Annotated in this window: 28 protein-coding genes and 1 pseudogene; 20 read left to right on the forward strand and 9 right to left on the reverse strand. The window is 69.9% G+C overall.

Annotated elements, in window-relative coordinates:
* Window positions 1-16 precede the first annotated feature (16 nt).
* From rpsN to rpmB, 3 genes are read right to left on the reverse strand one after another with little or no spacing between them, the layout of a single operon-like run.
* Window positions 17-316, reverse strand: coding sequence for a 30S ribosomal protein S14 (gene rpsN / locus H7F30_RS01590; protein WP_187036290.1), 300 nt, complete (start codon window positions 314-316; stop codon window positions 17-19).
* The gene (gene rpmG / locus H7F30_RS01595) at window positions 316-486 is read right to left on the reverse strand and encodes a 50S ribosomal protein L33 (RefSeq protein WP_129666252.1); all 171 of its coding nucleotides are present in this window, start codon (window positions 484-486) and stop codon (window positions 316-318) included. Before rpmG ends, rpsN begins: the two co-directional genes overlap by 1 nt.
* On the reverse strand, window positions 486-722 hold the full coding sequence (gene rpmB / locus H7F30_RS01600) for a 50S ribosomal protein L28 (RefSeq protein ID WP_187036292.1): 237 nt from the start codon (window positions 720-722) through the stop codon (window positions 486-488). Before rpmB ends, rpmG begins: the two co-directional genes overlap by 1 nt.
* A 66-nt stretch (window positions 723-788) precedes the next feature.
* On the opposite strand from rpmB, the gene H7F30_RS01605 reads away from it, so the two are divergent.
* The 7 genes and pseudogenes from H7F30_RS01605 (at window position 789) to H7F30_RS01635 (ending at window position 5,047) form a co-directional block, all read left to right on the forward strand.
* Window positions 789-1,040 carry a type B 50S ribosomal protein L31 gene (locus tag H7F30_RS01605; RefSeq protein ID WP_187036294.1) on the forward strand — a complete coding sequence of 84 codons (252 nt, stop codon included), beginning with the start codon at window positions 789-791 and terminating at the stop codon, window positions 1,038-1,040.
* Window positions 1,037-2,143: a GTP-binding protein gene (locus H7F30_RS01610; RefSeq protein ID WP_187036297.1), complete on the forward strand. Its 1,107-nt coding sequence runs from the start codon at window positions 1,037-1,039 to the stop codon at window positions 2,141-2,143. The genes H7F30_RS01605 and H7F30_RS01610 overlap by 4 nt, the downstream gene beginning before the upstream one ends.
* A complete protein-coding gene (rpmF, locus tag H7F30_RS01615; RefSeq protein WP_187036299.1) occupies window positions 2,143-2,343 on the forward strand; it encodes a 50S ribosomal protein L32 in 201 nt (66 codons plus the stop codon). Before H7F30_RS01610 ends, rpmF begins: the two co-directional genes overlap by 1 nt.
* Window positions 2,340-2,462 (forward strand): annotated as a pseudogene (locus H7F30_RS01620) (ribosomal protein bL36). Before rpmF ends, H7F30_RS01620 begins: the two are co-directional and overlap by 4 nt.
* 150 nt (window positions 2,463-2,612) lie before the next feature.
* Window positions 2,613-3,650 carry a biotin synthase BioB gene (bioB, locus tag H7F30_RS01625; RefSeq protein WP_047310664.1) on the forward strand — a complete coding sequence of 346 codons (1,038 nt, stop codon included), beginning with the start codon at window positions 2,613-2,615 and terminating at the stop codon, window positions 3,648-3,650.
* Between the two features lie 85 nt (window positions 3,651-3,735).
* Window positions 3,736-3,969 carry a hypothetical protein gene (locus tag H7F30_RS01630; RefSeq protein WP_047310665.1) on the forward strand — a complete coding sequence of 78 codons (234 nt, stop codon included), beginning with the start codon at window positions 3,736-3,738 and terminating at the stop codon, window positions 3,967-3,969.
* Between the two features lie 178 nt (window positions 3,970-4,147).
* On the forward strand, window positions 4,148-5,047 hold the full coding sequence (locus tag H7F30_RS01635; RefSeq protein WP_187036301.1) for a type IV toxin-antitoxin system AbiEi family antitoxin domain-containing protein: 900 nt from the start codon (window positions 4,148-4,150) through the stop codon (window positions 5,045-5,047).
* 62 nt (window positions 5,048-5,109) lie between these two features.
* Here the strand turns inward: H7F30_RS01635 and H7F30_RS01640 are convergent, their stop codons facing one another.
* Window positions 5,110-5,478 carry a hypothetical protein gene (locus H7F30_RS01640; protein WP_187036303.1) on the reverse strand — a complete coding sequence of 123 codons (369 nt, stop codon included), beginning with the start codon at window positions 5,476-5,478 and terminating at the stop codon, window positions 5,110-5,112.
* Window positions 5,479-5,785: 307 nt separating this feature from the next.
* Between H7F30_RS01640 and H7F30_RS01645 the strand changes: the two genes are divergently transcribed.
* The 5 genes from H7F30_RS01645 to galK are packed head-to-tail and all read left to right on the forward strand — an operon-like array spanning window position 5,786 to window position 11,262.
* Window positions 5,786-7,126 (forward strand): adenosylmethionine--8-amino-7-oxononanoate transaminase, encoded by a 1,341-nt coding sequence (locus H7F30_RS01645; protein WP_129666236.1) that lies wholly within the window; start codon window positions 5,786-5,788, stop codon window positions 7,124-7,126.
* Window positions 7,123-8,268: an aminotransferase class I/II-fold pyridoxal phosphate-dependent enzyme gene (locus H7F30_RS01650; RefSeq protein WP_255464919.1), complete on the forward strand. Its 1,146-nt coding sequence runs from the start codon at window positions 7,123-7,125 to the stop codon at window positions 8,266-8,268. Before H7F30_RS01645 ends, H7F30_RS01650 begins: the two co-directional genes overlap by 4 nt.
* On the forward strand, window positions 8,268-8,966 hold the full coding sequence (gene bioD / locus H7F30_RS01655; protein ID WP_129666232.1) for a dethiobiotin synthase: 699 nt from the start codon (window positions 8,268-8,270) through the stop codon (window positions 8,964-8,966). The genes H7F30_RS01650 and bioD overlap by 1 nt, the downstream gene beginning before the upstream one ends.
* Entirely contained in the window at window positions 8,966-10,057 is a 1,092-nt protein-coding gene (gene galT, locus H7F30_RS01660; protein ID WP_129666230.1) for a galactose-1-phosphate uridylyltransferase, read from the forward strand. The genes bioD and galT overlap by 1 nt, the downstream gene beginning before the upstream one ends.
* A complete protein-coding gene (gene galK / locus H7F30_RS01665) occupies window positions 10,054-11,262 on the forward strand; it encodes a galactokinase (protein WP_129666228.1) in 1,209 nt (402 codons plus the stop codon). Before galT ends, galK begins: the two co-directional genes overlap by 4 nt.
* A gap of 2 nt (window positions 11,263-11,264) precedes the next feature.
* Here galK and H7F30_RS01670 read toward each other — a convergent pair whose 3' ends face one another.
* Complete coding sequence (locus H7F30_RS01670; protein WP_129666226.1) at window positions 11,265-11,687, reverse strand: hypothetical protein; 423 nt, start codon at window positions 11,685-11,687, stop codon at window positions 11,265-11,267.
* A 176-nt stretch (window positions 11,688-11,863) separates the two neighbouring features.
* Here H7F30_RS01670 and H7F30_RS01675 point away from each other — a divergent pair, with 176 nt between their 5' ends.
* The 8 genes from H7F30_RS01675 (at window position 11,864) to H7F30_RS01710 (ending at window position 18,195) form a co-directional block, all read left to right on the forward strand.
* Window positions 11,864-12,664 carry a VOC family protein gene (locus tag H7F30_RS01675; protein WP_129666224.1) on the forward strand — a complete coding sequence of 267 codons (801 nt, stop codon included), beginning with the start codon at window positions 11,864-11,866 and terminating at the stop codon, window positions 12,662-12,664.
* Window positions 12,665-12,803: 139 nt separating this feature from the next.
* Window positions 12,804-13,235, forward strand: coding sequence for a hypothetical protein (locus H7F30_RS01680; protein WP_129666223.1), 432 nt, complete (start codon window positions 12,804-12,806; stop codon window positions 13,233-13,235).
* Between the two features lie 56 nt (window positions 13,236-13,291).
* The gene (gene purB / locus H7F30_RS01685) at window positions 13,292-14,713 is read left to right on the forward strand and encodes an adenylosuccinate lyase (protein WP_129666221.1); all 1,422 of its coding nucleotides are present in this window, start codon (window positions 13,292-13,294) and stop codon (window positions 14,711-14,713) included.
* A 272-nt stretch (window positions 14,714-14,985) separates the two neighbouring features.
* Window positions 14,986-15,414 carry a DUF350 domain-containing protein gene (locus H7F30_RS01690; RefSeq protein ID WP_129666219.1) on the forward strand — a complete coding sequence of 143 codons (429 nt, stop codon included), beginning with the start codon at window positions 14,986-14,988 and terminating at the stop codon, window positions 15,412-15,414.
* A gap of 11 nt (window positions 15,415-15,425) precedes the next feature.
* On the forward strand, window positions 15,426-15,881 hold the full coding sequence (locus tag H7F30_RS01695) for a DUF4178 domain-containing protein (protein ID WP_052946813.1): 456 nt from the start codon (window positions 15,426-15,428) through the stop codon (window positions 15,879-15,881).
* Window positions 15,878-16,378, forward strand: coding sequence for a DUF2617 family protein (locus tag H7F30_RS01700; protein WP_165357963.1), 501 nt, complete (start codon window positions 15,878-15,880; stop codon window positions 16,376-16,378). The genes H7F30_RS01695 and H7F30_RS01700 overlap by 4 nt, the downstream gene beginning before the upstream one ends.
* Window positions 16,375-16,611, forward strand: a complete 237-nt coding sequence (locus H7F30_RS01705) for a hypothetical protein (protein WP_187036309.1) — start codon at window positions 16,375-16,377, stop codon at window positions 16,609-16,611. The genes H7F30_RS01700 and H7F30_RS01705 overlap by 4 nt, the downstream gene beginning before the upstream one ends.
* Window positions 16,612-16,650: 39 nt before the next feature.
* The gene (locus H7F30_RS01710; RefSeq protein WP_129666213.1) at window positions 16,651-18,195 is read left to right on the forward strand and encodes a polyamine aminopropyltransferase; all 1,545 of its coding nucleotides are present in this window, start codon (window positions 16,651-16,653) and stop codon (window positions 18,193-18,195) included.
* Between the two features lie 10 nt (window positions 18,196-18,205).
* Here H7F30_RS01710 and H7F30_RS01715 read toward each other — a convergent pair whose 3' ends face one another.
* The 4 genes from H7F30_RS01715 to H7F30_RS01725 all read right to left on the reverse strand — a co-directional run bounded on the left by H7F30_RS01715 (window position 18,206) and on the right by H7F30_RS01725 (window position 21,408).
* The gene (locus H7F30_RS01715; protein WP_370563163.1) at window positions 18,206-18,952 is read right to left on the reverse strand and encodes a tryptophan-rich sensory protein; all 747 of its coding nucleotides are present in this window, start codon (window positions 18,950-18,952) and stop codon (window positions 18,206-18,208) included.
* Entirely contained in the window at window positions 18,949-19,752 is an 804-nt protein-coding gene (locus H7F30_RS14835; RefSeq protein ID WP_255464920.1) for a CPBP family intramembrane glutamic endopeptidase, read from the reverse strand. The genes H7F30_RS01715 and H7F30_RS14835 overlap by 4 nt, the downstream gene beginning before the upstream one ends.
* Window positions 19,753-19,870: 118 nt before the next feature.
* Entirely contained in the window at window positions 19,871-20,524 is a 654-nt protein-coding gene (locus H7F30_RS01720; RefSeq protein WP_047311164.1) for a VOC family protein, read from the reverse strand.
* Window positions 20,525-20,595: 71 nt separating this feature from the next.
* The gene (locus H7F30_RS01725; protein WP_047310679.1) at window positions 20,596-21,408 is read right to left on the reverse strand and encodes an RNA methyltransferase; all 813 of its coding nucleotides are present in this window, start codon (window positions 21,406-21,408) and stop codon (window positions 20,596-20,598) included.
* Between the last annotated feature and the right edge of the window lie 26 nt (window positions 21,409-21,434).

Consider the following 21,434-nt stretch of genomic DNA (forward strand, 5'->3'; position numbering starts at 1 on the left):
GCGCCCGCCGTTCGTCTCACCAGCTCGACTTCGTGATTCCCGGTAACTGCCCGTCATGGGCCATCGCGCGAAAGCGCACGCGCGAGAGGCCGAAGCGGGTGAGGTGGCCGCGCGGCCGCCCGTCGACGACATCACGGTTGCGCAGCCGGGTCGGGCTGGCGTCACGCGGCAACGCAGCGAGCTCACGGACGGCGAGGGCCACCTCGTCGGGGCTGCCCGTGCGGATGCGCTCCTTGAGTTCGGCTCGCCGGTCGGCGTACCGGGCCACGGTCTTTCGCCGCTCGGCGTCCTTCGCGATCTTCGACTTCTTGGCCATCAGCGGATCTCCTTGAACACGACGTGCCGGCGCACGATCGGGTCGTACTTGCGCAGTTCGAGCCGGCCGGGGGTGTTTCGACGGTTCTTCTGCGTGATGTAGCGATAGCCGGTGCCGGCGCTCGACTGGACGCTGACCTTCGGGCGTACGTCGCTCCTCTTGGAGGCCATCAGAGCTTCACTCCCCTCGCCCGCAACTCGGCGACGACGACGTCGATACCGCGCTTGTCGATGGTGCGAATGCCGCGTGGGCTGACGGTGAGGCGCACGGTGCGCCCGAGGCTCGGCACCCAGTAGCGCCTCTTCTGGACGTTGACGTCGAACCGCCTCTTGCTGCGCACGTGGCTGTGCGAGATCGAATGGCCTAAGCCCGGCACAGCGCCGCTGACCATGCATTTGCGTGACATGCTGCTCCTCGGATACAAAATGAGAACGGTTTTCATTTCTAACACGAGGAAAGAGGGGTAGCAACCGTGAAGAAGGGCATCCACCCCGCCTACGAGCGCGTGGCGTTCCGGGATTCCACCACCGGCGCCGTGTTCGTCACGCGATCGACGCTGCGCCCGAGCGAGACCATCGACATCGACGGTGACGCGGTGCCGGTCGTCAACGTCGAGGTCTCCAGCGACTCGCACCCGTTCTGGACGGGCAAGGCGCGCGTGCACGACAGCGAAGGGCGCGTGGCACAGTTCAACCGCCGTTACGGACGAGGACGCACGGCGTGAGCGGGCAGGGGAACAGCGCAACGCCCACCGTCGTCATCACCGGCGTCGAACAGAGCGCAGCCGACACCACGGCCATGAGTTTGCTGTTCGACCTGCCGAAGCCTGTCGTCGTCACGCACTCGTTCGGGGCTGACGGGACGAGCCTCGTGCGCACGGTGAGCGACGTGACCGGCCTGCTGGATCGCACGACGATCGACCTCGAACACGCCTGCGTGCCGTGCGCGATCCGCGAGGACGTGCTGCCGACGATTGCCGGCCTCGCGAGCAGCGGCCACTGGTCGAGCATCATCGCGAGACTGCCGATCGGAGCTGAGGCGACGCAGCTGTGCCGGGTTGCCTCCTATGAGCCGAACACGCTCGGCGGAGCACGGATCGCAGCCGTCGTGAACGCGATCGACGGATGTGACGCCGTCCGACACCTCACCGGGCCCGAGCTGCTTGTCGAACGGGAGTTGCCCACGTTCGAAGGTGACGTGCGCGGCACCGCCGAGGTGGCGACGACCCTGCTCGAGTACGCGGATGTCATCGCCGTCGACGGCGAACTCATGCCCGAATGCTCGACGCTCGTCCGCACGCTGGCGCGCCCGGGCGCGCAGGTGGTCGAGAACTGGTCGCAGTGGGACGCGACAGCGCTTCTGCCCGGCGTGCACGACGTCGAAGCCATCGAGAAGTGGGTCGCCGAGACGCCACCCGCCCAGATCGGGGACTCGTGCGAGGACGGTGTGTGGCGCGTGCGGCTTCGCCCCGAACGTGCCGTACACCCCGAGCGCATCCAGGAGAACCTGCCGGAACTCGGCGGCGGCGCGTTCCGGACGCGCGGCTGCTTCTGGGTGCCGACCCGGCCGGAGACGCTGTGCGTGTGGGACGGCGCAGCGGGTCAGCTCAACATCGGCACGGCGGGGCGCTGGCGCCGACCGGCCGCGCGGCGCACGGACTTCGTCGTCACCGGGCTCCTCGCGCACGGCGACCCTCGCGACGAATTGCGTCGAGCCTTCGAAGCGGCCCTGTGCACACCCGCCGAACTCGACACGCTCGCAGCCGTGTGGAGCACCGACGAAGACGGACTCGAGCCCTGGCTCGGCGACATGAAGGAGTACCACTGATGGCCGTTCCGAAACGAAAAGTCTCACGCGCCAACACCCGCTCGCGACGAGCGAACTGGAAGGCGGTGCCCGCGGCGCGCGTCCCCGTCGCCGTGGACGGGACGTTCTACCGGGTTCCACGGCGTCTCGCCCGGGCCGTCGAACGAGGGCTCATCGACCCGCCCACAGAATTACGCATCGACGAAGGAGGACGACGATGAAGGTGCGCAAGTCCCTGCGCTCACTCAAGGACCAGCCCGGCTCGTAGGTGGTTCGCCGCTGCGGCAAGACCTACGTCATCAACAAACAGAACCCGCGCATCAAGGCTCGTCAGGGCTGAGTCGGCCACGTCGACGCTGGGCGGTGCACGCACGTGATCGGTGTGTGCGTCGCCCAGCGCACACGGCGTCGACGTCTGCGTGGCCGAGCCCGGGCAATCGGGCTGCGAGTTACTCGCCCGTCTCGGTTAATCGTCGTTAGCCTAGGCGGCATGACCGCGACGACTGAGGCACCCAACACGCACACCGACGACAGCACCGATATCCTGGCGCGCGCCCGGACGCAGGTGCTCGAGAACGGGCAGCCGCTCGGCTACGACGACCTCGTCGAGGTGCTGCGCACCGGCGACGACCGACTCGAGGAGTTGCTGCAACTGGCCCACGACGTGCGCCTTCGCTACAACGGTGACGAGGTCGAGGTCGAGGGCATCGTCAGCCTCAAGACGGGCGGGTGCCCGGAGGACTGCCACTTCTGTTCCCAGTCGGGCCAGTTCACCTCGCCGGTGCGCTCGGTGTGGCTCAACATCCCGCAGCTGGTGCGCGCCGCGAAGCAGACGCGCGAGACGGGCGCGTCGGAGTTCTGCATCGTCGCCGCCGTGCGCGGGCCCGACGAGAAGCTCATGACGCAGATGCGTGAGGCCGTGAAGGCCATCCACGCCGAGGTCGACATCCAGGTCGCGGCGTCGCTCGGCATGCTCACCCAGGAGCAGGTCGACGACCTGCGCGACATGGGCGTGCACCGCTACAACCACAACCTCGAAGCGGCGAAGTCGTACTTTCCCGACGTCGTCACGACGCACTCGTACGAGGAGCGTTTCGAGACGTGCCAGATGATCCGCGAGTCGGGCATGGAGCTGTGCTGCGGTGGGCTCGTCGGCATGGGCGAGACGCTTGAGCAGCGCGCCGAACTCGCGTCGCAGCTGGCTGAGCTCGACCCGCACGAGGTGCCGCTCAACTTCCTCAACCCGCGCCCGGGAACGCCGTTCGAGAACATCGAGCCGATGGAGTCGAACGACGCCCTGCGCACCATCGCCGCGTTCCGCCTCGCGCTGCCGCGCACCATCCTGCGCTACGCGGGCGGCCGTGAGCTCACGCTCGGCGACCTCGGCACGCGCGACGGCCTCATGGGTGGCATCAACGCCGTCATCGTGGGCAACTACCTCACGACGCTCGGGCGCGACCCGAAGGAAGACCTGTCACTCCTGTCGGACCTCAACATGCCGATCAAGGCGCTCAACGCCACGCTCTGAGCGCCGCCCCGCACCGACTCTTCGTCCGCTCCCGATCGCCTCGCGTTCGGGAGCGGACGTCTCACCCTCCGAGGAGACCTTCCTGATGAGCGCTAAGAGCGACACGGGCGTCGCGGACGTCACCGCGACGTACTGCACCCGGTGCGGCAAGCTGCCCGACGAGGCCGACCACACCGCCTGCGCGCGCTGGCTCGCCGCCGAGGAACCGCCCCGCTTCTGCGCCCAGTGCGCCCGCCGGATGAAGGTGCAGGTCGTCCCGACGGGGTGGTCGGCCGAGTGCTCCCGCCACGGCGCATTGAGCGGCGGCGCAGGAGTCTGACCCGCTGGGGCGGGGGGCTAGCTGGTGACGTTTGCTGCGGTTGGCTGCGTTGCAACGTCACCAAGCGCAGCAAACGTCACCACCCACCGTGTCCACAGCAGTGACGGCCGAGGCTTCTGTCCACAGGCCCCGTCCGAGGCTTCTTGTCACCCCGGCCCAGGCTCCTGATGCTGGCTCCATGAGCACCCATCAACCGCCCGTGCGGAGCGTGACGACGGCGCAACTGACGCGCGCAGGTCTCACCTCACGTCAGATCGATGCCTTCGTGCGCTCGGGCAAGCTCGAGCGAATCGGCCGAGGCGTCTACGTCGAAAGCCTCGACGTAGACGCGGCAAGCCCGGAGTCACGGGTACGGGAGCATCTCGTCCGAGCTGTCGCCCTGTGCCGATCCTCCTCCGGGGCTTACCTCGTGGGACCGAGCGCGTGCCTTGCGCTCGGACTTCCCCTCCTCGTTCTTCCCCGCGACGTTCACATCGCGCGCGCCTCGTCCCGTGTCCAAACCCGCAGGCTCGGGCTGCGCGCACACCGCCCGTGGTCGCATGACATCCGAACACTCGACGACCTCGGGGTGGACGTGCAGTGCCCCGAGGCGGCCATCGTCGAACTGGCAGCGCGCGAGGGTGCGCTCCACGGACTCGTGCCTGCCGATGTCGCGGCCCGGCACGAGGACGTGCGGTTCGAACGTGTCCTGGCTTCCTGGGGCAAGCGCCACGGCATCGCCCAGGCCCGGCTCGTCGCCGAACTCGCCGACGGCCGTCGCGAATCGCCCTTGGAAACGCAAACCGCGTGGCAGGCGCACGGGGAAGGGATCCGTCTTGAGCCGCAGACCGTCATCCGCGACAGGGCGGGCGAGTGGGTGGCCACGGTCGACTTCACCGTTGCGGGATACAAGGTCGTCGTCGAGGTCGACGGTTTGGGCAAGTACCGACGCCCGGACGACCTGAAGAAGGAACGGGTGCGTCACAACCAGATCGAGGAGCTCGGGTGGCTCGTTGTCCGTGTCATCGCAGACGACCTGCGGTTCGGTCGGTTCGTGCCGCGCCTTCAGGCGGCAATGGCGCGCGCCGAGCGCCGCTAGCTGGTGACGATTGCTGCGCTTGGCTGCGTTGCAACGTCACCAACCGCAGGAAACGTCACCAGTTAAGCGTCGGTTGGGGCTGCTGCCGCATTCGCTTTCCGAATGCAGACCATCACGGCCAGGACGAGGGCCACCACGGCGAGGAGGTGCACGGCGAGGGCCGCGATGTCGCTGACGAAGCTCAGCAGGAGCACGAGGGCCGCGAGTACCGCGAGGATGACGGCGTAGCGGCGCAGGAACGGGGCTGCAGCGCGGTTGCCGACGAGAAGGGCTTCCGGCGAACGACGGGTCGTCGCCGTCCGGATCGACACGCGGCCACCGAACGGGAGGCGTCCGTCGTCGGCACCGCGCGCCACCCACGTCATGACACCGGCAATGACGAGAAGCGCGACAGCACCGACCATGGCGGCCACCGAGAGGTCCGAAAGCATGCCTCCCAGGGTAGCGAGGAACACCGGCTCCAGAGGCTGAGAACCCGGACGGCGCGCCCGCGGGCAGCCTGCCACCCTGCCGGCGCAATCGTGCCCCGCGGAGTCAACGGCGTACCGCCAGCGCCGACCCGCGCGACGAAGCGCGGCCTCACCATCCCCGGGATCCAGACGACCCTGCGCGCCAAGAGCGGCCACCGCGACTGGAGCGACCCCGCCTTCCGCCTCCACTCGCCGACGCGCAGAGTCGGGTCGAGTCGATCGATGCCACAGGTGCCTCACCCCTTCCCCAGGTGAGAGGATGAGGGCCATGCCCACCCCCGACGTCGCACGCCTGCTCGCCTCGGATCGTGACCACCTGTGGCACCCCTACTCGAGCGCCACGAACCCTGCGACGACGCGGTTCGTCGAGTCCGCGCACGGGCCGCGCCTCACCCTGCGTGACGACGACGGCGCATCGCGCGAGGTGCTCGACGCCATGAGCTCTTGGTGGTGCGCCATCCACGGCTACAACGTTCCCGAGCTCAACGCCGCCGCCGAGGCGCAGCTGCAGCGGATGAGTCACGTCATGTTCGGCGGCTTGACGCACGAACCCGCCGTCCGCCTCGGTGAGAAGCTCGTCGAGATCGCGCCCGCACCAGAGGCCGACCGACCGAAGCTGACGCGCGCGTTCCTCGCCGACTCCGGCTCCGTCAGCGTCGAGGTGGCCCTCAAGATGGCCCTCCAGGTCTTCGCCGCCGACGAACGTCCGCGACGCACCGTCCTCACGATCCGCGGCGGTTACCATGGCGACACCCTGCACCCCATGAGCGTCTGCGACCCCGACGGCGGCATGCACTCCCTCTGGCGCGGCACGCTGCCGCAACAGCTCTTCGCCCCGCTCCCACCTGCAGGCCTTGAAGCCGACCCTGACGAACTCGAGGCATGGAAGCGCGAAACCGCTTCCCTCTACAGGGAACACGCCGACGAGATCGCGGCCGTCATCGTCGAGCCACTCCTGCAGGGCGCCGGCGGTATGCGCATCTACGACCCCGAATGCGTGCGATTCCTCACCACCCTCGCCCGCGAGCACGGCGCGCTCGTCATCGTCGACGAGATCGCCACCGGCTTCGGGCGCACCGGCACCTACTGGGCTGCCGACCGCATCGGCATCACGCCCGACATCCTCTGCCTCGGCAAGGCCCTCACCGGCGGCTACCTCACGATGGCGGCCGTGCTCTGCACCGACGAACTCGCCCGCACCATCAGCGAGCGCACCGGCGCGATGATGCACGGCCCCACCTTCATGGGCAACCCGCTCTCGTGCGCCGTCGCGCTCGCCAGCATCGACCTCCTCGACACCGAACGTCTCACCCGCGCAGCCGGATTCGCCGACACACTCGACACTCACCTCGCTCCCCTGCGCGAACTCCCCCACGTCGCGGATGTTCGCACGCTGGGTGCGGTCGGCGTCGTCGAGCTGACCCACGACGTCGACGTCGACGCGGCCACGGCAGCCGCCCTCGACGCGGGCGCATGGATCCGCCCCTTCCGCCGCCTCATCTACACGATGCCGCCGTTCGTCTGCACCGACGACGACCTGGGCACGATCTGCGAGGCTGTCACCGCCGCGGTCCACGCATGCGCCCCGGCGAGCGAGCAGGCGCCGTGAACCAGTACCTCGACGCCCTCGACGCCGCCGCGAAACGGCGCACCGAGCGCGACCTCACCCGCACGGCCGAGGCCGACCAGCTCGACGGTGTCCGCATCGATCTCGCGGGCAACGACTACCTCGGCCTGCGGCGCCACCCCGCGGTGCTCGACGGCGCGCAGCGAGCCCTCGACGAAGCCGGCGGCGGCGCGGGCGCGAGCCGCCTCGTCACCGGAACGCACGCCGTCCACACGACGCTCGAAGCCGAGCTCGCCGCGCACATGGGGCACGAGTCCGCGCTCGTGTTCTCCACCGGGTACCACGCGAACCTCTCCGCCATGACGGTGCTCGGCACCGCCGACACCCTCGTCATCAGCGACGCTCACAACCACGCGAGCCTCATCGACGGCATACGCCTGGCCAAAGCTCGCGTCGCCGTCACACCGCACCTCGACGTCGACGCCGTGCGTCGCGCCCTCTCCGAACGCACCGAGCCGCGCGCCGTCATCGTCGTCGAGTCGATCTTCTCCGTGCTCGGCGACGCCGCCGACCTGCCCGCGCTCCTCGCGCTCGCCGTCGAGCACGACGCGCTGCTCGTCGTCGACGAGGCGCACGGCCTCGGTGTCGCGGGTAAGGGCGGCGAGGGGCTCGTCAGGGCTGGCGGCCTCCTCGACGGCGAGGGCGCCGACCGCGTCGTCGTCACGGTCACCCTGTCGAAGTCGCTTGCGAGTCAGGGCGGCGCGGTTCTCGGGCCGCGATCGCTGCGGGAACACCTGCTCAACACGGCACGCCCGTTCATCTTCGACACGGGCCTCGCGCCCGCGTCCGCTGGGGCCGCGCTCGGAGCCCTTCGTCATCTCGTCGCGCATCCCGAGCTCCCTGGTCGAACTCTCGCTGCAGCAGCCGCCATCGCCGACGCCCTCGGCGTCGAGCCGTCGGCCGGGGCCGTGCTGTCCAAGCCCATGCCGTCACCCGCCGAAGCACTGGCCGCCGTCGACGCGGCCCGCGCGCAGGGTCTGCGTATCGGGTGCTTCCGGCCGCCGAGCACGCCGGACGGCATCAGCCGCCTGCGCGTCACCGCCACGGCGGGACTCACGGATGCGGAGCTCGACGACGCCAGGCGTATCCTCGGCGCCGTCGCCAGCACGTTCGAAGGAGCATAATGAGCGCCCCCGTCATCCTCGTCACCGGCACCGACACCGAGGTCGGCAAGACGGTGACGACGGCCGCCGTCGCCGCGGCACTTGCCGCGCAGGGCATGCGGATCGCCGTCGTCAAACCTGTCCAGACGGGCCTGGCCCCGGGTGAGCCGGGTGACGTCGACGAGGTCGCCCGCCTGGCCGGCACCGAGGGCGTGACGACACACGAGTTCACCCGCCTGCGCGACCCCCTCGCGCCCGACGCCGCCGCGCGCCTCGCCGGCACGAGCATCCCGACCGTCGCGGAGCACGCCGAGCGCGTCCTCGAGATCGCCGACCGCGACGACGTCGACACCGTCATCGTCGAGGGCGCGGGCGGCCTGCTCGTCCACCTCGACGGCGGGGGCGCCACCCTGGCCGACCTCGCTGTTCACCTGCGCGACAAGGGCGTTCGCGCGGGCTTCGTGCTCGTCGTCGCGCCCCGTCTCGGCACGCTCAACGTCACGGCCCTCACCGCCGAGGCGCTGCGCCACCGGGGCCTCGACCTCATCGGCTACGTCGTCGGCAGCTACCCCGACGAGCCCGGCCTCGCCGAGCGCACGAACCTCGACGACCTGCCGAACGCCGCCGGCGCGCAGCCGCTCGGGCGCCTGCCGGAACGTGCGGCCCAACTCGACCCGAACACCTTCCGAAACAACGCAAGCAAGTGGGTGCACCTGTGATGTTCCGAACCGACGGCCGTCTCGCCGATGGCCGCACGATCCGCTGGTACGACCGCGAGGAGGGCCGCGAAGCCGTGCCCGACCGGCGCGATCTGCCCGAGACGACGCCCATGTCGCAATTGCGCTACGACGTCCTCACCGACGAGTACATCGTGCTCGCCGCGCACCGTCAGAACCGCACCTTCATGCCGCCGGCGAACGAGTGCCCGCTGTGTCCGAGCCGCCCGGACTACGCGAGCGAAGTGCCCTCGGAGGACTACGAGGTCGCTGTCTTCGACAACCGTTTCCCGGCGCTCTCGGACGCCGTCACGGGCGTAGAGGAGATCGACGACCCGCTGTTCGCCTCGGCGCCCGCGTACGGCGCGTGCGAGGTGGTCTGCTTCAGCTCGAACCACAAAGCCTCGTTCAAGGACCTGTCGCTCGAGCAGGCCCGCCTCGTCGTCGACACGTGGGCCGACCGGACGCGCGAACTCTCCGCGCGCGAGAGCGTCGAGTACGTCTACCCGTTCGAGAACCGCGGCGCCGAGATCGGCGTCACCCTGCCGCACCCGCACGGCCAGATCTACGCCTACGACATGGTTCCGCCGCGGGCGCGCAAGGAACTCGACGCCGCCCGTCGCCACCACTCGCGCACCGGCTGCAACCTCTTCGGCGACATTCTGAGCCGCGAGCTGGCGGAGGGGTCGCGCATCGTCGCACAGAACGCGACGTGGGTGGCGTTCGTGCCGTTCGCGGCGCGCTGGCCCGTCGAGGTGCACCTCTACCCGCGCCGTCAGACGCCCGACCTCGCGGCCCTCGACGAGGCGCAGCGCGACGGCCTCGCGGAGCTCTACCGCGACGTCCTTGGCCGTTTCGACGCGATGTACGACGCCCCGCTGCCCTACATCTCGGCGTGGCAGCAAGCTCCTGCGAAGGGTGACCACCCGGACCGTCGCCTCGCGTGGCTGCACGTCGAGCTGTTCTCGATCCGGCGCAGCGCGGACAAGCTCAAGTACCTCGCAGGTACCGAGTCCGGCCAGGGCGCGTTCAGCAACGACGTGGCGCCCGAGGCGGTGGCCGAGCGCCTGCGCGAGCTGGGAACGTCGCGATGACGCAGGAGATCACCTCGAGCGACTCGCAGAGCCGCCTGCTCGCCGAAGCGGAAGCGCTGTTCGCGCGCGAGTTCGGCGACGTCACGCCGGACGGCGCGTGGTGGGCGCCCGGGCGCGTCAACATCGTCGGCGAGCACACGGACTACAACGGCGGCTACGTCCTGCCCATCGCTCTGCCGACCGGCACCGTCGCCGTCGCGCGGCGTCGTGACGACGACCTCGTCCGGCTCGTCTCCGAGGGCAAGCGCGTCGAGGTGCGCCTGGGCGACATCTCGCGCGAGGCGTCGCTCGGCTGGGCTTCGTACGCGGCCGGCGTCGGCTGGGCGGCCGCGCGTGACGGCCTCGACGTGCCCGGCCTCGACATCGCGTTCGCGGCCGACGTGCCGCGCGGTGCCGGGCTGTCGTCGTCCGCCTCGCTGAGCTGCTCGGCCGCGAGCGCCTGGAACGACCTGGCCGGATGGGGCCTCGAGCGTCCGGACATCGCCCGCCTCGGGCGTCTCGCGGAGAACGAGATCGCCGGCGCGCCGACGGGAACGATGGACCAGATGGCCTCGGTGCTGTGTGAAGCCGGTTCCGCACTACGCCTCGACACGCTGACGAACGACACCGAGCAGGTGCCGTTCGATCTCGACTCGGCCGGGATCGTCCTGCTCGTCGTCAACTCCCACGCGCCGCACGAGCTCGTCGACGGGGCCTACGGCGAGCGCCGTCGCTCCTGCGAGGAGGCCGCTGATCTGCTCGGCATTGAGCGAGGTCACCTGTGCAGTGAGGTCGACGGACGCGACGTCAGTGCGGTCGATGCGCGCCTCGAGGAGTTGCCCGACGTTCCGCGCCGCCGCGCGCGCCACGTCATCACCGACTCGGCGCGGGTGCTTGCCGTGCACGAGGCGCTGGGGGCCGGCGTCACGCGCGAGAGCGCTCCCGCCGTCGGCCGGGTGCTCAGCGCGTCGCACGCCAGCATGCGCGACGACTTCGAGATCACCGTCCCGGCCGTCGACACGCTCGCCGCGGCCCTCGAGGACGGCGGCGCGTACGGCGCACGGATGACGGGCGGCGGCTTCGGCGGCTGCGTCATCGCCCTCATCGATTCGGGCCGTGTCGACGACGCCGTGGAGCTTGCGAAGCAGCGTGCCGCGAAGGGTGGCTTCGCCGAGCCGGAGCCGTTCGTCGCTCTCGCGAGTGAAGGTGCCAAACGTCTGAAGTGACCTCAGACGGCGGGCAGTTCGGCGCGCGCCATGCGTGACGCCCAGCGCAGGAGGACGACGTCGTCGGTGAGGCCGTTGGGCCGCGAGTCCGGGATGACGTCCTCCACGTCGACGAGGTAGACGAGCGCTGCCACGACGAGGCGCAGACGTGCCTTGCCGGTGATGCTGGTGGTGTGTGGGTCGTCGTGGCCGTCCACGGTGAGCATGCCCTCGTCGACGTAGGCGTCGACGACCGAGCAGATGATGTCGAGGTCAAGCCCTTGCGCGCCCTCGTACAGGCGCGGGTTGCTCTTGCGCTTCGACTCGACGCTGGCGAGCAGCCTGTGCAACTCCGTGCGGGAGGCGATGAGTGACGCCGCCCGGAGCCGCGCGCGCCGGAACGCTGCCGACGTGAGAATGCGCGCTTCGGCGGAGGGCTGGGTCACGGCGACAAGAGTAGGCCTCGTCGGGTCTTCGTGGGCACGTATTGGACGCCTTATCCCGAACGTGCGACCTGATCACCGGGATCTGCGCAGGAGCCAGACACCCTGGCGGTTGTCGGTGGCCCGTGGTTGGCTGATGTCGAGCCGTTGAACTCGGCACTTCGAACGAAGGAGCTCCCATGCCCACCCGTGACACGAACTGGCCTGCAGGCACCCCGAACTGGGTCGACTGCTGCTTCGACGACGTGAAGAAGGCCGGCGACTTCTACGCCAAGCTCTTCGGCTGGGACGTGCAGGAGGGCCCGGCCGAGATGGGCGGCTACGCACTGTGCTTCAAGCACGGACGATCCGCCGCTGCCATCACGCCGCGTATGGCGCCAGAGGTTCCCACGGCGTGGTCGACGTTCTTCGCCTCCGACGACGTCGATGCCACCGCCGAGGCGGTGCGCGCCGCGGGAGGCAGCGTCATCGCCGAGCCGATGGGCGTCGCTGGTGCAGGCCGCATGGCGTTCTTCACCGACGCCGAGGGTGCCGCGTTCGGCGCCTGGCAGGGCGGTGAGCACCACGGTTTCGGCATCTTCAACGAGTCTGGCTCCGTGGGTTGGAACGACCTCATGACGCGAGACCTCGAGGGCGCGAAGGCGTTCTACGGCAAGGTCTTCGGGTTCAGCTACGACGAGATGGGCGCCGACTACGTCACGTGCAAGCGCGCCTCCGACGGTGAGGTCGTCGCCGGAATCCATCTCGCGGGGCACCTGCCGGACGAGGTCCCGGCGAACTGGCTCACGCACTTCGTCGTGGCCGACCGCGACTCGAGCGTCGCCATCGTCGAGGAGCTCGACGGCGAGGTGCTCATGAGCTTCGACACCCCGTTCGGCCCCGAGGCCACCATCCGCGGCCCCGAGGGCGAGGTCTTCAACGTCATCTCCTACACCGCGGAAGCCGAGGAGGAAGCGGAGCACGATCGCGACGCCGAGTGACGAGCAGGTGAGGTGAGCCGGCCCTGACCCAGGAAAATCCCGGGTACTTGTCAGGTCTGCCGGTTCCGGACGAGAGCGTTCTCCTAGGTGGACGCGGTTGGCTGTGGGGACACTGCTTCATTCCACGCGAAGGACCATCATGACGAGCTCCACGCCCGCGAATTCCTCAGCCGCGACGGCACCCACTCGTACGTTCGCAGCACTCGTCGGCGTCGCGTCGCTCGCCGTGCTGCTGCAGGGCCTGTGGGCCGGATTGTTCATGTCGACGCCCGACACCGCCCCTGAGAAGACGCCCTGGCTCGAGGTCCATTCGTGGTGCGGGAAGGCCGCCATCGGGTTCGCGCTCCTCGCCACGGTGTGGGCGTTCCTGAAGCTGCGTGAACGCACCGACCTGACCTTCGGTGCGCTCGCGTTGACGGTGCTGTTGATCCTCGAGGCCTATCTCGGGGGGGCTCATCGTGGACGAGGGCAAGGACGTCATGGCCGCCGTCCATGTCCCGCTGGCGATGGCGCTCATGGGCCTGGCGGTGTGGCTCCCGCTGCGGGCCCGAAAGCGCTGACTCCACCGTGAGGACGAGCCTCGGATGCGACACGCGTCCGGGGCTCGTCGTTTGGAACAATGGGTGCATGCACAGCCTCGCCGACACCCAGCCCGCCATCGCCCTCGGAGCCCTCGACGGCCGCTACCGCGGCGCCGTCGCCCCGCTTGTCGACCACCTGTCGGAGGCCGCGCTCAACCGGATGCGCGTCCACGTCGAGGTCGAGTGGCTCATCCACCTCACCGACGCCGGCATCCTCGACGGCGTGCGCGCGCTGGACGACGGCGAGAAGGAGGCGCTGCGCGACGTCGTGGAGCAGTTCGACGGTGACGACATCGCCGAACTCGCCGAGATCGAGCGCGAGACGGTGCACGACGTCAAGGCCGTCGAGTACTACCTCAAGCGCCGCCTCACGCAGATCGTGGCCGACGCGGGCCACGACGACGCCGAGCAGCTCTCGGAACTCATCCACTTCTGCTGCACGAGCGAGGACATCAACAACCTCAGCTACGCCCTCATGGTGCAGCGTGCGACGCAGCAGGTGTGGCTGCCGAAGGCGACGACGCTCGTCGAGCAGGTCGCGACGATGGCCCGTGACATGCGTGACGTGCCGCTCCTGTCGCACACCCACGGCCAGCCCGCGACGCCGACGACGATGGGCAAGGAGTTCGCGGTGCTCGCCCACCGCCTGGGCCGTCAGGTGCGCCGCATCGGCGGGCAGGAGTACCTCGGCAAGATCAACGGAGCCACCGGCACGTTCGGTGCGCACACGGCTGCGGTGCCGAGCGCCGACTGGCCGGCACTGAGCAAGTCGTTCGTCGAGGGCCTCGGCCTCACGTGGAACCCGTTGACGACGCAGATCGAGAGCCACGACTGGCAGGCCGAGCTCTACGCCGACATCGCGCGGTTCAACCGCATCCTGCACAACCTGTGCACCGACGTGTGGACCTACATCTCGATGGGCTACTTCGCGCAGGTGCGCGGCCAGGGCACCGTCGGCTCGTCGACGATGCCGCACAAGGTGAACCCGATCCGCTTCGAGAACGCCGAGGCGAACCTCGAGGTCTCGAGCGCTCTGCTCGACGTTCTCGGCTCGACCCTCGTCACGTCGCGCCTGCAGCGCGACCTCACGGATTCCTCGATGCAGCGCAATATCGGCACCGCATTCGGGCACTCGGTGCTGGCCATGGACAACGTCGCGCGGGGCCTCGGCGGTCTCGACCCCGTGCCGGGCGCCATGGCCAAGGACCTCGAAGCCAACTGGGAGGTGCTCGGCGAGCCCATCCAGACGGCGATGCGCGCGCTCGGCGCCCAGGGCGTGCCCGGGATGGAGCAGCCCTACGAGCGCCTGAAGGAACTGACGCGCGGACGCCGCATCACCGGCGACGACCTGCGCGAGTTCGTGCGCGGCCTCGACCTTCCCTCCGACGTCGAGGCGCGTTTCCTCGAGATGACGCCTGCCACCTACATCGGCATCGCACCTCAGCTCGTCGATTACCTCGAGGTCTGACGAACCTGCGCTCACGCGACGCCCTGCCCGCAGCTGTGCTCCGCGGGCAGGGCGTCGTGCTGCGCGACGACAGGCGGCGTCAGGACACAACGTACGACCGCGCCACCACCGCACCCGAGCGACCCGCGGCTCTCACCCCCTAATCACCCCTTGGGGCGGAGTGATTCGCCTATAGTTCTTGCATGTTCCGGGGGCATCGCTGGGGCATCGCGCAGTCACTGCGCGTGGGGAACGGCCCCAGCCCTGCGTCGGCCGGGAAGGCAATGAATTCGATGACCGCATCCGATCTGCTCTACGACGTCGGGGCCATCGCGGCCTTCGCCATCGTCGGCTGCGCGCTCCAGGCGCTCGGCTACTTCATGACCGATCTGCTGACGCCGGGTCGCCTCGCCGACATCATCTGGCGTGAGCGCAACCAGAACGCGGCGATCCTCGTGTCGGCGAACCTCATCGCCGTCGGCCTCATCGTCTTCACCGCCATCCGCTCGTCGCACGACGGCCTCGCGGCGGGTCTCCTGAGCACTGCCGTTTACGGCATCCTCGGCCTCGTCTTCATGGCCCTGAGCTTCTTCGCCCTCGACGCACTGACGCCGGGCAAGCTGGGCGCGTTGCTGCTGCAGGAGGACAGGCACCCGGCGGTCTGGGTGTCGGCGGCGGCTCACATCGCGGTCGCGCTCATGATCTGCGCCGCCATCTCCTGATCGGCGCTCCCATGACCCACGACGCGCTGACCATCCGCCCCGGCTCGCACCTCTCGCTCGCGGGCGCTCCCGCGCGCGTCGAGGAGACCCTCGAACTCACCGTCGACGACTTCACCTGGCACTCGCACCGCCTCAGCGGGCATCCGGACGCCGATTGGCTCACTGTCGAGGACGACGAGGGCACGCTCAGCCTCACCCTGTGGAAGGACCGCCCGGCCCTGCCCGAGCGCGGCGAGCCTGGCGATCGCAACGTCGTCTGCGACGGCACGAAGCTGCGCCGCAACGAGGACGGCACGGGCACCTACCGCAGCCTTCCGTCGGGGCGCTCGGGCCGTTACGCCTACGCCGACTACCGCCTCGGCGGCACGCTCGTCGCCTTCGAGCGCTTCGACGACGGCGCGTGGGAGCCGTCGACCGGCCGTCACATCCCGGCGTTCGGCGTGCAGGTCACCGGGGGTTCGTCGTGACCCTTCACGCCATCGCGTCGCCGTTCGTCGACACCTGCGCCGCCGACCTGCGCCTGGGGCTCGGCTTGGCCCCTGTGGAGCCTCTCGCCACCTGCTTCGTGGCGGGTGCCGACCTGCGCGTGCTCGGGGCCTCGCACCAGGTCGTCATCGAGACGGAGGACGAGCCGTTCACCGAGACGATCGCCTACCTCCCCCACGTCCCGATGCCTCTGCCGGAACGCCACACCGCGCCCGGCTACTCGCTGCGCACGAGCGTCACGCACCTGGCTCCGGACGCCCTGCGCGACGCGGTCAACGCGTTCGTCCCTGCGCTCGGCGAGCGTGACGACGCCGTCGTCGCGCGCTTTCCCGGGCATGACCTCGCGTTGACGGCCCTCGTCGCCGAGCGCCGCGACGACGTCCTCACGTGGCGCACCTGGCACGTCTACCCGCAGCACGGAGAACTGGTCGAGACCGCGTCCTCGCTCGACCTGCAGCGACGGAGGGATCCGGCATGAAGCGCACCGTCAACGTACTGCTCGTCGCGGCCCTCGGCCTCGGGTTGGGCGGCTGCGGCACGAGCAAGGAAGAGGAAGCCTGCCGCGAGCAGCAGCGTCAGATGGCGCGAGCGCAGGGCTTCACGCCCAACGAGCGGGCCGTCAAGGAGGCCTGCGACAACGATCACCGCAGCTCGACGACGCGCCGTCACGGTAGTTCCTTCCGCGGTGGCGGTTCGGGCAGCGGAAAGTGAGCGACGCTGTTCGCAGCGTTCGCGCGATCGAGGTGAGCCGTGCGCTCACCGTCTGAGGCTCCCCGCTTCGCCCGCGCCCTCGTCTTCGGCGCCGTCCTGCTGTGCGCCGCATGCGGTCTCGTCTACGAGCTCGCGCTCGTCGCGCTCGGCTCGTACCTGCTCGGCAACTCGATCACGCAGACGTCGATCGTCCTGTCGGTCATGGTGTTCGCCATGGGCATCGGCTCGCTCGCCGCGAAGCGCCTCGGCGGCCAGGCGGCCCGCAACTTCGCCCTGATCGAGCTGGCCCTCGCCGTCATCGGCGGCACGAGCGTCATCGTGCTGTACGCCGCCTTCGCGTGGTGGTCGCTCTACGGGCCAGCGCTCGTCGCTCTCGCCTTCACGATCGGCGCGCTCATCGGTGCCGAGATCCCCCTGCTCATGACGTTGCTGCAGCGCATCCGCAAGCAGGATGCGTCGGACGCCGTCGCTGATCTCTTCGCCGCCGATTACGTCGGCGCCCTCGTGGGTGGCCTGGCGTTCCCGTTCCTCCTGCTGCCCCTCTTCGGCCTGCTCCGCGGCACACTCGCCGTCGGCGCCGTCAACGCCCTCGTCGGTGTTGCCTTGTGCCTGTGGGTGTTTCGTGACTCGTTCACGACGTGGGGGCGGCGCCTCGTCGGCGGCGCGCTCGCCGTGACGCTGGTCGGGCTCGCGGGGCTTGCCTGGTTCTCGGGGAAGTTCGAGCTGTCCGCGCAGCAGCGCATCTACCGCGATCCGATCGTCGTGAGCGAGCGTTCGGCCTACCAGGACATCGTCGTCACGTCCGGCCTCGACGGACGCGACGTGCGGCTGTTCCTCAACGGTGACCTGCAGTTCTCGACGCTCGACGAGTACCGCTACCACGAGGCGCTCGTCGCTCCTGCGATGAACGGGCCGCGCACGAAGGTCCTCGTGCTCGGCGGGGGCGACGGACTCGCGGCACGGCGGGTGCTCGAGTATCCCGGCGTCGAGAAGGTGACGCTCGTCGACCTCGACCCGGCGGTGGTCGATCTCGCGCGCACGCGGCCCGAATTCCTCGCGGCCAACGCCGATGCGATGGACGACCCGCGCCTGACCTATCGCGCCGCCGATGCGTTCACGTGGCTGCGCACCCAGAACGAGACGTTCGACGCCATCGTCGTCGACTTCCCCGACGCCGACGACGTGGCCACCGCGAAGCTGTACTCGCAGGAGATCTACGGGCTGATGAACAGGGCCCTCGCCCCCGGCGGCCGCATGGTCGTCCAGAGCGGCTCGCCGTTCTTCGCCCGCGAGGCTTACTGGACGACGGAGGCGACCCTGCGCCGCGCCGGGTTCGCGACAACGCCGTACCACGTCGACGTGCCGAGCTTCGGCGACTGGGGCTTCCACCTCGCGACGCGCTCGTCGACGCCGCCGTCGCTCACGCTGCCCGATGACGCCCCGGCGCAGCGCTTCGTCACGCAGGACGTGCTGCGCGCCGCTGCCGTCTTCCCGCCCGACCGTGGCCGGATGCCCGTGAAACCGTCCACCCTGCTGTCGCCCACGATCCTCGACGCGCAGAAGGGCGCCTACCGGGGCTACTGAGCCCGAGGTGTCAGCGACGCGGGTTCAAGCGCGCGATGGCACCGGTGAGCACGGCTGCGAAACCGGTCCACGCGGCGTACGGCGCGAGCGCGACGCCGCGCTCCGGGGTGTGAGCACCGGCTCGGCGCACGAGGTCGGCGCTGCTCACGGCGAGTGCAATGGCCTCGAGGCAGGCGGGACGCAACTTCTTTCGGTCGAAGAACAGCACGCTCCATCCCGCGTTGAGCACGAGGTTGCCGGCCAGAGCCGCTGCATAGGCCTTCTGCTCGCGCGTGCGCCCCTGCTCGCCGAGGTCCGCGAGCACGAGTGAACTCGTGAGCGCGATGTCGGCGTACAGCGCCGTCCACGCGACGGGGAAGGCCCACGCGGGCGGCTGGAAGGCGGGCTTGCGCAGGGTGCGGTACCAGAGCGAGTCGGGGTCGGTCGCGAGACTGCCGACCACCGCGGTCGCCGCGACGGCGGCGCTCGTGCGCGCGAGCGTCCGACCCCATCGGCGGGTGTCGGCGCTGCGCGAGGCGGTCCGGACGGCGTCACGGAAGGTGGTGTGCCCGCCCGGCGGCGGCCCCACGAGGTTGTCGAGGTCGCGTTCGTGGACGACGGTGTCGTGCTGCAGGCTGCCGATGAGCGGTGTGGCGAGCTGTGTCGTCACGGGTGTCACGAGGCCGACCCAGTAAGCCGCCAGCCCCGGAGTCCTCACGGGCGCCTTGAGCACGATGCGCGGTCGCAACCCCACCCTCGTGGCGTACTCGCTCATCATGTCGGCGTACTGGATGGCCTCGGGGCCCCCGATGTCGAAGGTGCGGTTGATGTCGGTCGGCAGGTCCGCCGCGGCCACGAGGTAGTGCACCGCGTCGGCCACGGCGATGGGCTGGATCGTGTTGCGCACCCACCGCGGCGCGAGCGCCCCCGGCAGCCGCTCGGCGAGGTGACGCAACATCTGGAACGACGACGACCCTTCACCGATGACGACGCCCGCCTCGGGGCGTGAAGGGTGCCGGTGCGGCGGCGCAGGAGCGCGCACACCCCGCCGAGCACGAGGCCGGCGAAGGCGAGCATCCAAATGCCCGAGGCAGCCGTGACGACGGTGTAGACGAGGGTGCTCGTGACGACAGGAGCATGGCCGCGCAACGCGTCGTAGAGCGCGCCACGGAAGAAGGTCTCCTCCGCCACGCCGTTGACGAGGGTGAGGACGAGAACCACGACGAAGACGCCGCGGTCGGCGTGATCGAGGAGTTGCTGGACGGGGTCGCGTAACGCGGGAATCTGCGTGAGAACAAGCGCACCGACGAGAAAAGCCCCTGCGAGTGCGGCCCCGACGCCGGCGCCGAGAGCCACGTCGGCTGCGGGCCGACGCGCTTCGGTCGGCTTCGGCGCTTCACGCCCACCCGGACGTCGGGCCAGGAACGCGCCGACGAACCACACCGCGGCCAGCAGCGCCGTCGCGGGGTAGAAGAGTGCATCAGCGGGCTCGATCGACAGGCTCCACGCCAGCACGAGCGTGCCGACGACGAGCGTCAGCCCGCAGGCGAGACGTTGCCGTGCCACCGAGTCGCCCATATGTTCATCCGACCACCCGCGCCAGGTGAGGTGAAGCCTCCCCAGGGGTGCACGACGGCAACGCAACGGGCCGGCATCCGAACGTGGATGCCGACCCGTGATGAGCGTGATGCGTGCGTCAGATCGTGACGTCGCCGCGGGGCGTCGTGAACGTCACCGACAGCACCGACGGGGTGCCGTGCGGGGCGACGAAGGAGAAGTCGATGCTCGGCTCCCACTCCTCGCGGTCGACGCCCGGTTCACCGGAGAGGCCGATCCACTCGCGCACGCGCTCGGGCGCGCCGGCGAGCGTGATGCCCTTGAGGCCCGAGTCGCTGGGGCCGTCCGACGACGGGTGGGTCGCGTCGTCGTCCCACTTGATGAAGTAGGGCAGCTGCGGGTCGAGGACGAGGTCGCTGATGCCGATCTGCTGCCAGGTGACCTCGGTGCCGTCGGGGCGGTGACGGCGGCCTTCGGTGGTGCCGCGACCGAGCTTCTCGACGGGGCGGGTCATGTCGTCGAGTTCGACGACCCAACCGATCCAGCCGCCACCGTTGGCGGAGCGAGCCTTGACGGCCTGGCCGTACGGCATCTTGTCGACGCTGGGGTGCTCGAGGGCTTCGACGACCTCGAGGAACCGGTGCTCGGTGAGCGGCAGGATGACGTTGCGGGTACCGAACCGCGGGTGAACGCCGCCGTCGAGTGCTTCCACGCCGAGCTGCTGCGCGAGTCGCTCGGCCGTCGCCTGCAGACCGTCGGACTCGGCCGCATACATCACGTGGTCAATACGCATGTGCACACTGTGCCACGCCCATCGGTGTGGACTGTAATCCGGGTCACTCCCCTTCGACGCGGCGCGCTCCGTCAACCGCGGACGCCACGCTGACGCATCGCTTCGTAGAGCAGAACGGCGGCGCTCGTCGCGACGTTGAGGGAGTTGACCTGGCCCACCATGGGGATGCGCACGCGGGTCGTGGCGGCGGCGAGCGCCTCGTCGGTGAGGCCGTACTTCTCGGTGCCGACGGCGATCGCGACGGGGCCGCGGTAGTCGACGTCGGTGTGCATGACGTCGGTGTCCGGCGTCGCCGCGACGAGCGGAATGCCGCGCTCTTCGAGCCAGCTCAGGGTCTCGGAGGTGGACGCGGCGGCCACCGGCACGCTGAAGACGGTGCCCTTCGAGCCGCGCACGACGTTGGGGTTGCCCCAGTCGGTGACCGGGTCGGCGGCGATGACGCCGTCGACGCCGACCGCGTCGGCGGTGCGGAGCATGGCCCCGAGATTGCCGGGCTTCTCGACGCCCTCGGCGACGAGAAGGAGCGGACTCTCGGGCAGGTCGAGTTCGCGCGGGTGGGCCTGGACGCTCGGCACGACGGCGAGGAAGCCGTCCGGCCCCTCGCGGTAGGCGACCTTCTCGAACGCGGCGCGCGCCACCGTCACGATCTCGGCCCCGGCGGCGCGGGCGGCGTCGACGACGTCCTGCTGGCGGTCGGCGTCGAGCATGAGGTCGTCGCACGTGTAGAGGGCCCGGGGGCGCACCCCTGCATCGAGCGCGAGCGACAGTTCCTCGTACCCCTCGAGCAGGGTGACGCCCTCGTTCTCGCGGGTACGGCGCTTACGCAGACCGACGAGCCCCTTGAGGCGCGGGTTGGTCGCGGAGGTGAGGTGAAGATCAGCCACCCGCCCATTCTCCCCCACTCAACCCC

Source organism: Dermacoccus sp. PAMC28757 (assembly GCF_014302635.1).
GTDB lineage: Bacteria > Actinomycetota > Actinomycetes > Actinomycetales > Dermatophilaceae > Dermacoccus > Dermacoccus abyssi.

Excerpts from the sequence above, each read along its gene's own strand:
- rpsN (WP_187036290.1), bottom strand. The coding sequence starts at position 316 with ATGGCCAAGAAGTCGAAGATCGCGAAGGACGCCGAGCGGCGAAAGACC.
- rpmG (WP_129666252.1), bottom strand. The coding sequence starts at position 486 with ATGGCCTCCAAGAGGAGCGACGTACGCCCGAAGGTCAGCGTCCAGTCG.
- rpmB (WP_187036292.1), bottom strand. The coding sequence starts at position 722 with ATGTCACGCAAATGCATGGTCAGCGGCGCTGTGCCGGGCTTAGGCCAT.
- rpmF (WP_187036299.1), top strand. The coding sequence starts at position 2,143 with ATGGCCGTTCCGAAACGAAAAGTCTCACGCGCCAACACCCGCTCGCGA.
- bioB (WP_047310664.1), top strand. The coding sequence starts at position 2,613 with ATGACCGCGACGACTGAGGCACCCAACACGCACACCGACGACAGCACC.
- H7F30_RS01630 (WP_047310665.1), top strand. The coding sequence starts at position 3,736 with ATGAGCGCTAAGAGCGACACGGGCGTCGCGGACGTCACCGCGACGTAC.
- H7F30_RS01635 (WP_187036301.1), top strand. The coding sequence starts at position 4,148 with ATGAGCACCCATCAACCGCCCGTGCGGAGCGTGACGACGGCGCAACTG.
- H7F30_RS01640 (WP_187036303.1), bottom strand. The coding sequence starts at position 5,478 with ATGCTTTCGGACCTCTCGGTGGCCGCCATGGTCGGTGCTGTCGCGCTT.
- H7F30_RS01645 (WP_129666236.1), top strand. The coding sequence starts at position 5,786 with ATGCCCACCCCCGACGTCGCACGCCTGCTCGCCTCGGATCGTGACCAC.
- bioD (WP_129666232.1), top strand. The coding sequence starts at position 8,268 with ATGAGCGCCCCCGTCATCCTCGTCACCGGCACCGACACCGAGGTCGGC.
- galT (WP_129666230.1), top strand. The coding sequence starts at position 8,966 with ATGTTCCGAACCGACGGCCGTCTCGCCGATGGCCGCACGATCCGCTGG.
- galK (WP_129666228.1), top strand. The coding sequence starts at position 10,054 with ATGACGCAGGAGATCACCTCGAGCGACTCGCAGAGCCGCCTGCTCGCC.
- H7F30_RS01675 (WP_129666224.1), top strand. The coding sequence starts at position 11,864 with ATGCCCACCCGTGACACGAACTGGCCTGCAGGCACCCCGAACTGGGTC.
- H7F30_RS01680 (WP_129666223.1), top strand. The coding sequence starts at position 12,804 with ATGACGAGCTCCACGCCCGCGAATTCCTCAGCCGCGACGGCACCCACT.
- purB (WP_129666221.1), top strand. The coding sequence starts at position 13,292 with ATGCACAGCCTCGCCGACACCCAGCCCGCCATCGCCCTCGGAGCCCTC.
- H7F30_RS01690 (WP_129666219.1), top strand. The coding sequence starts at position 14,986 with ATGACCGCATCCGATCTGCTCTACGACGTCGGGGCCATCGCGGCCTTC.
- H7F30_RS01695 (WP_052946813.1), top strand. The coding sequence starts at position 15,426 with ATGACCCACGACGCGCTGACCATCCGCCCCGGCTCGCACCTCTCGCTC.
- H7F30_RS01705 (WP_187036309.1), top strand. The coding sequence starts at position 16,375 with ATGAAGCGCACCGTCAACGTACTGCTCGTCGCGGCCCTCGGCCTCGGG.
- H7F30_RS01715 (WP_370563163.1), bottom strand. The coding sequence starts at position 18,952 with ATGATGAGCGAGTACGCCACGAGGGTGGGGTTGCGACCGCGCATCGTG.
- H7F30_RS14835 (WP_255464920.1), bottom strand. The coding sequence starts at position 19,752 with ATGGGCGACTCGGTGGCACGGCAACGTCTCGCCTGCGGGCTGACGCTC.
- H7F30_RS01720 (WP_047311164.1), bottom strand. The coding sequence starts at position 20,524 with ATGCGTATTGACCACGTGATGTATGCGGCCGAGTCCGACGGTCTGCAG.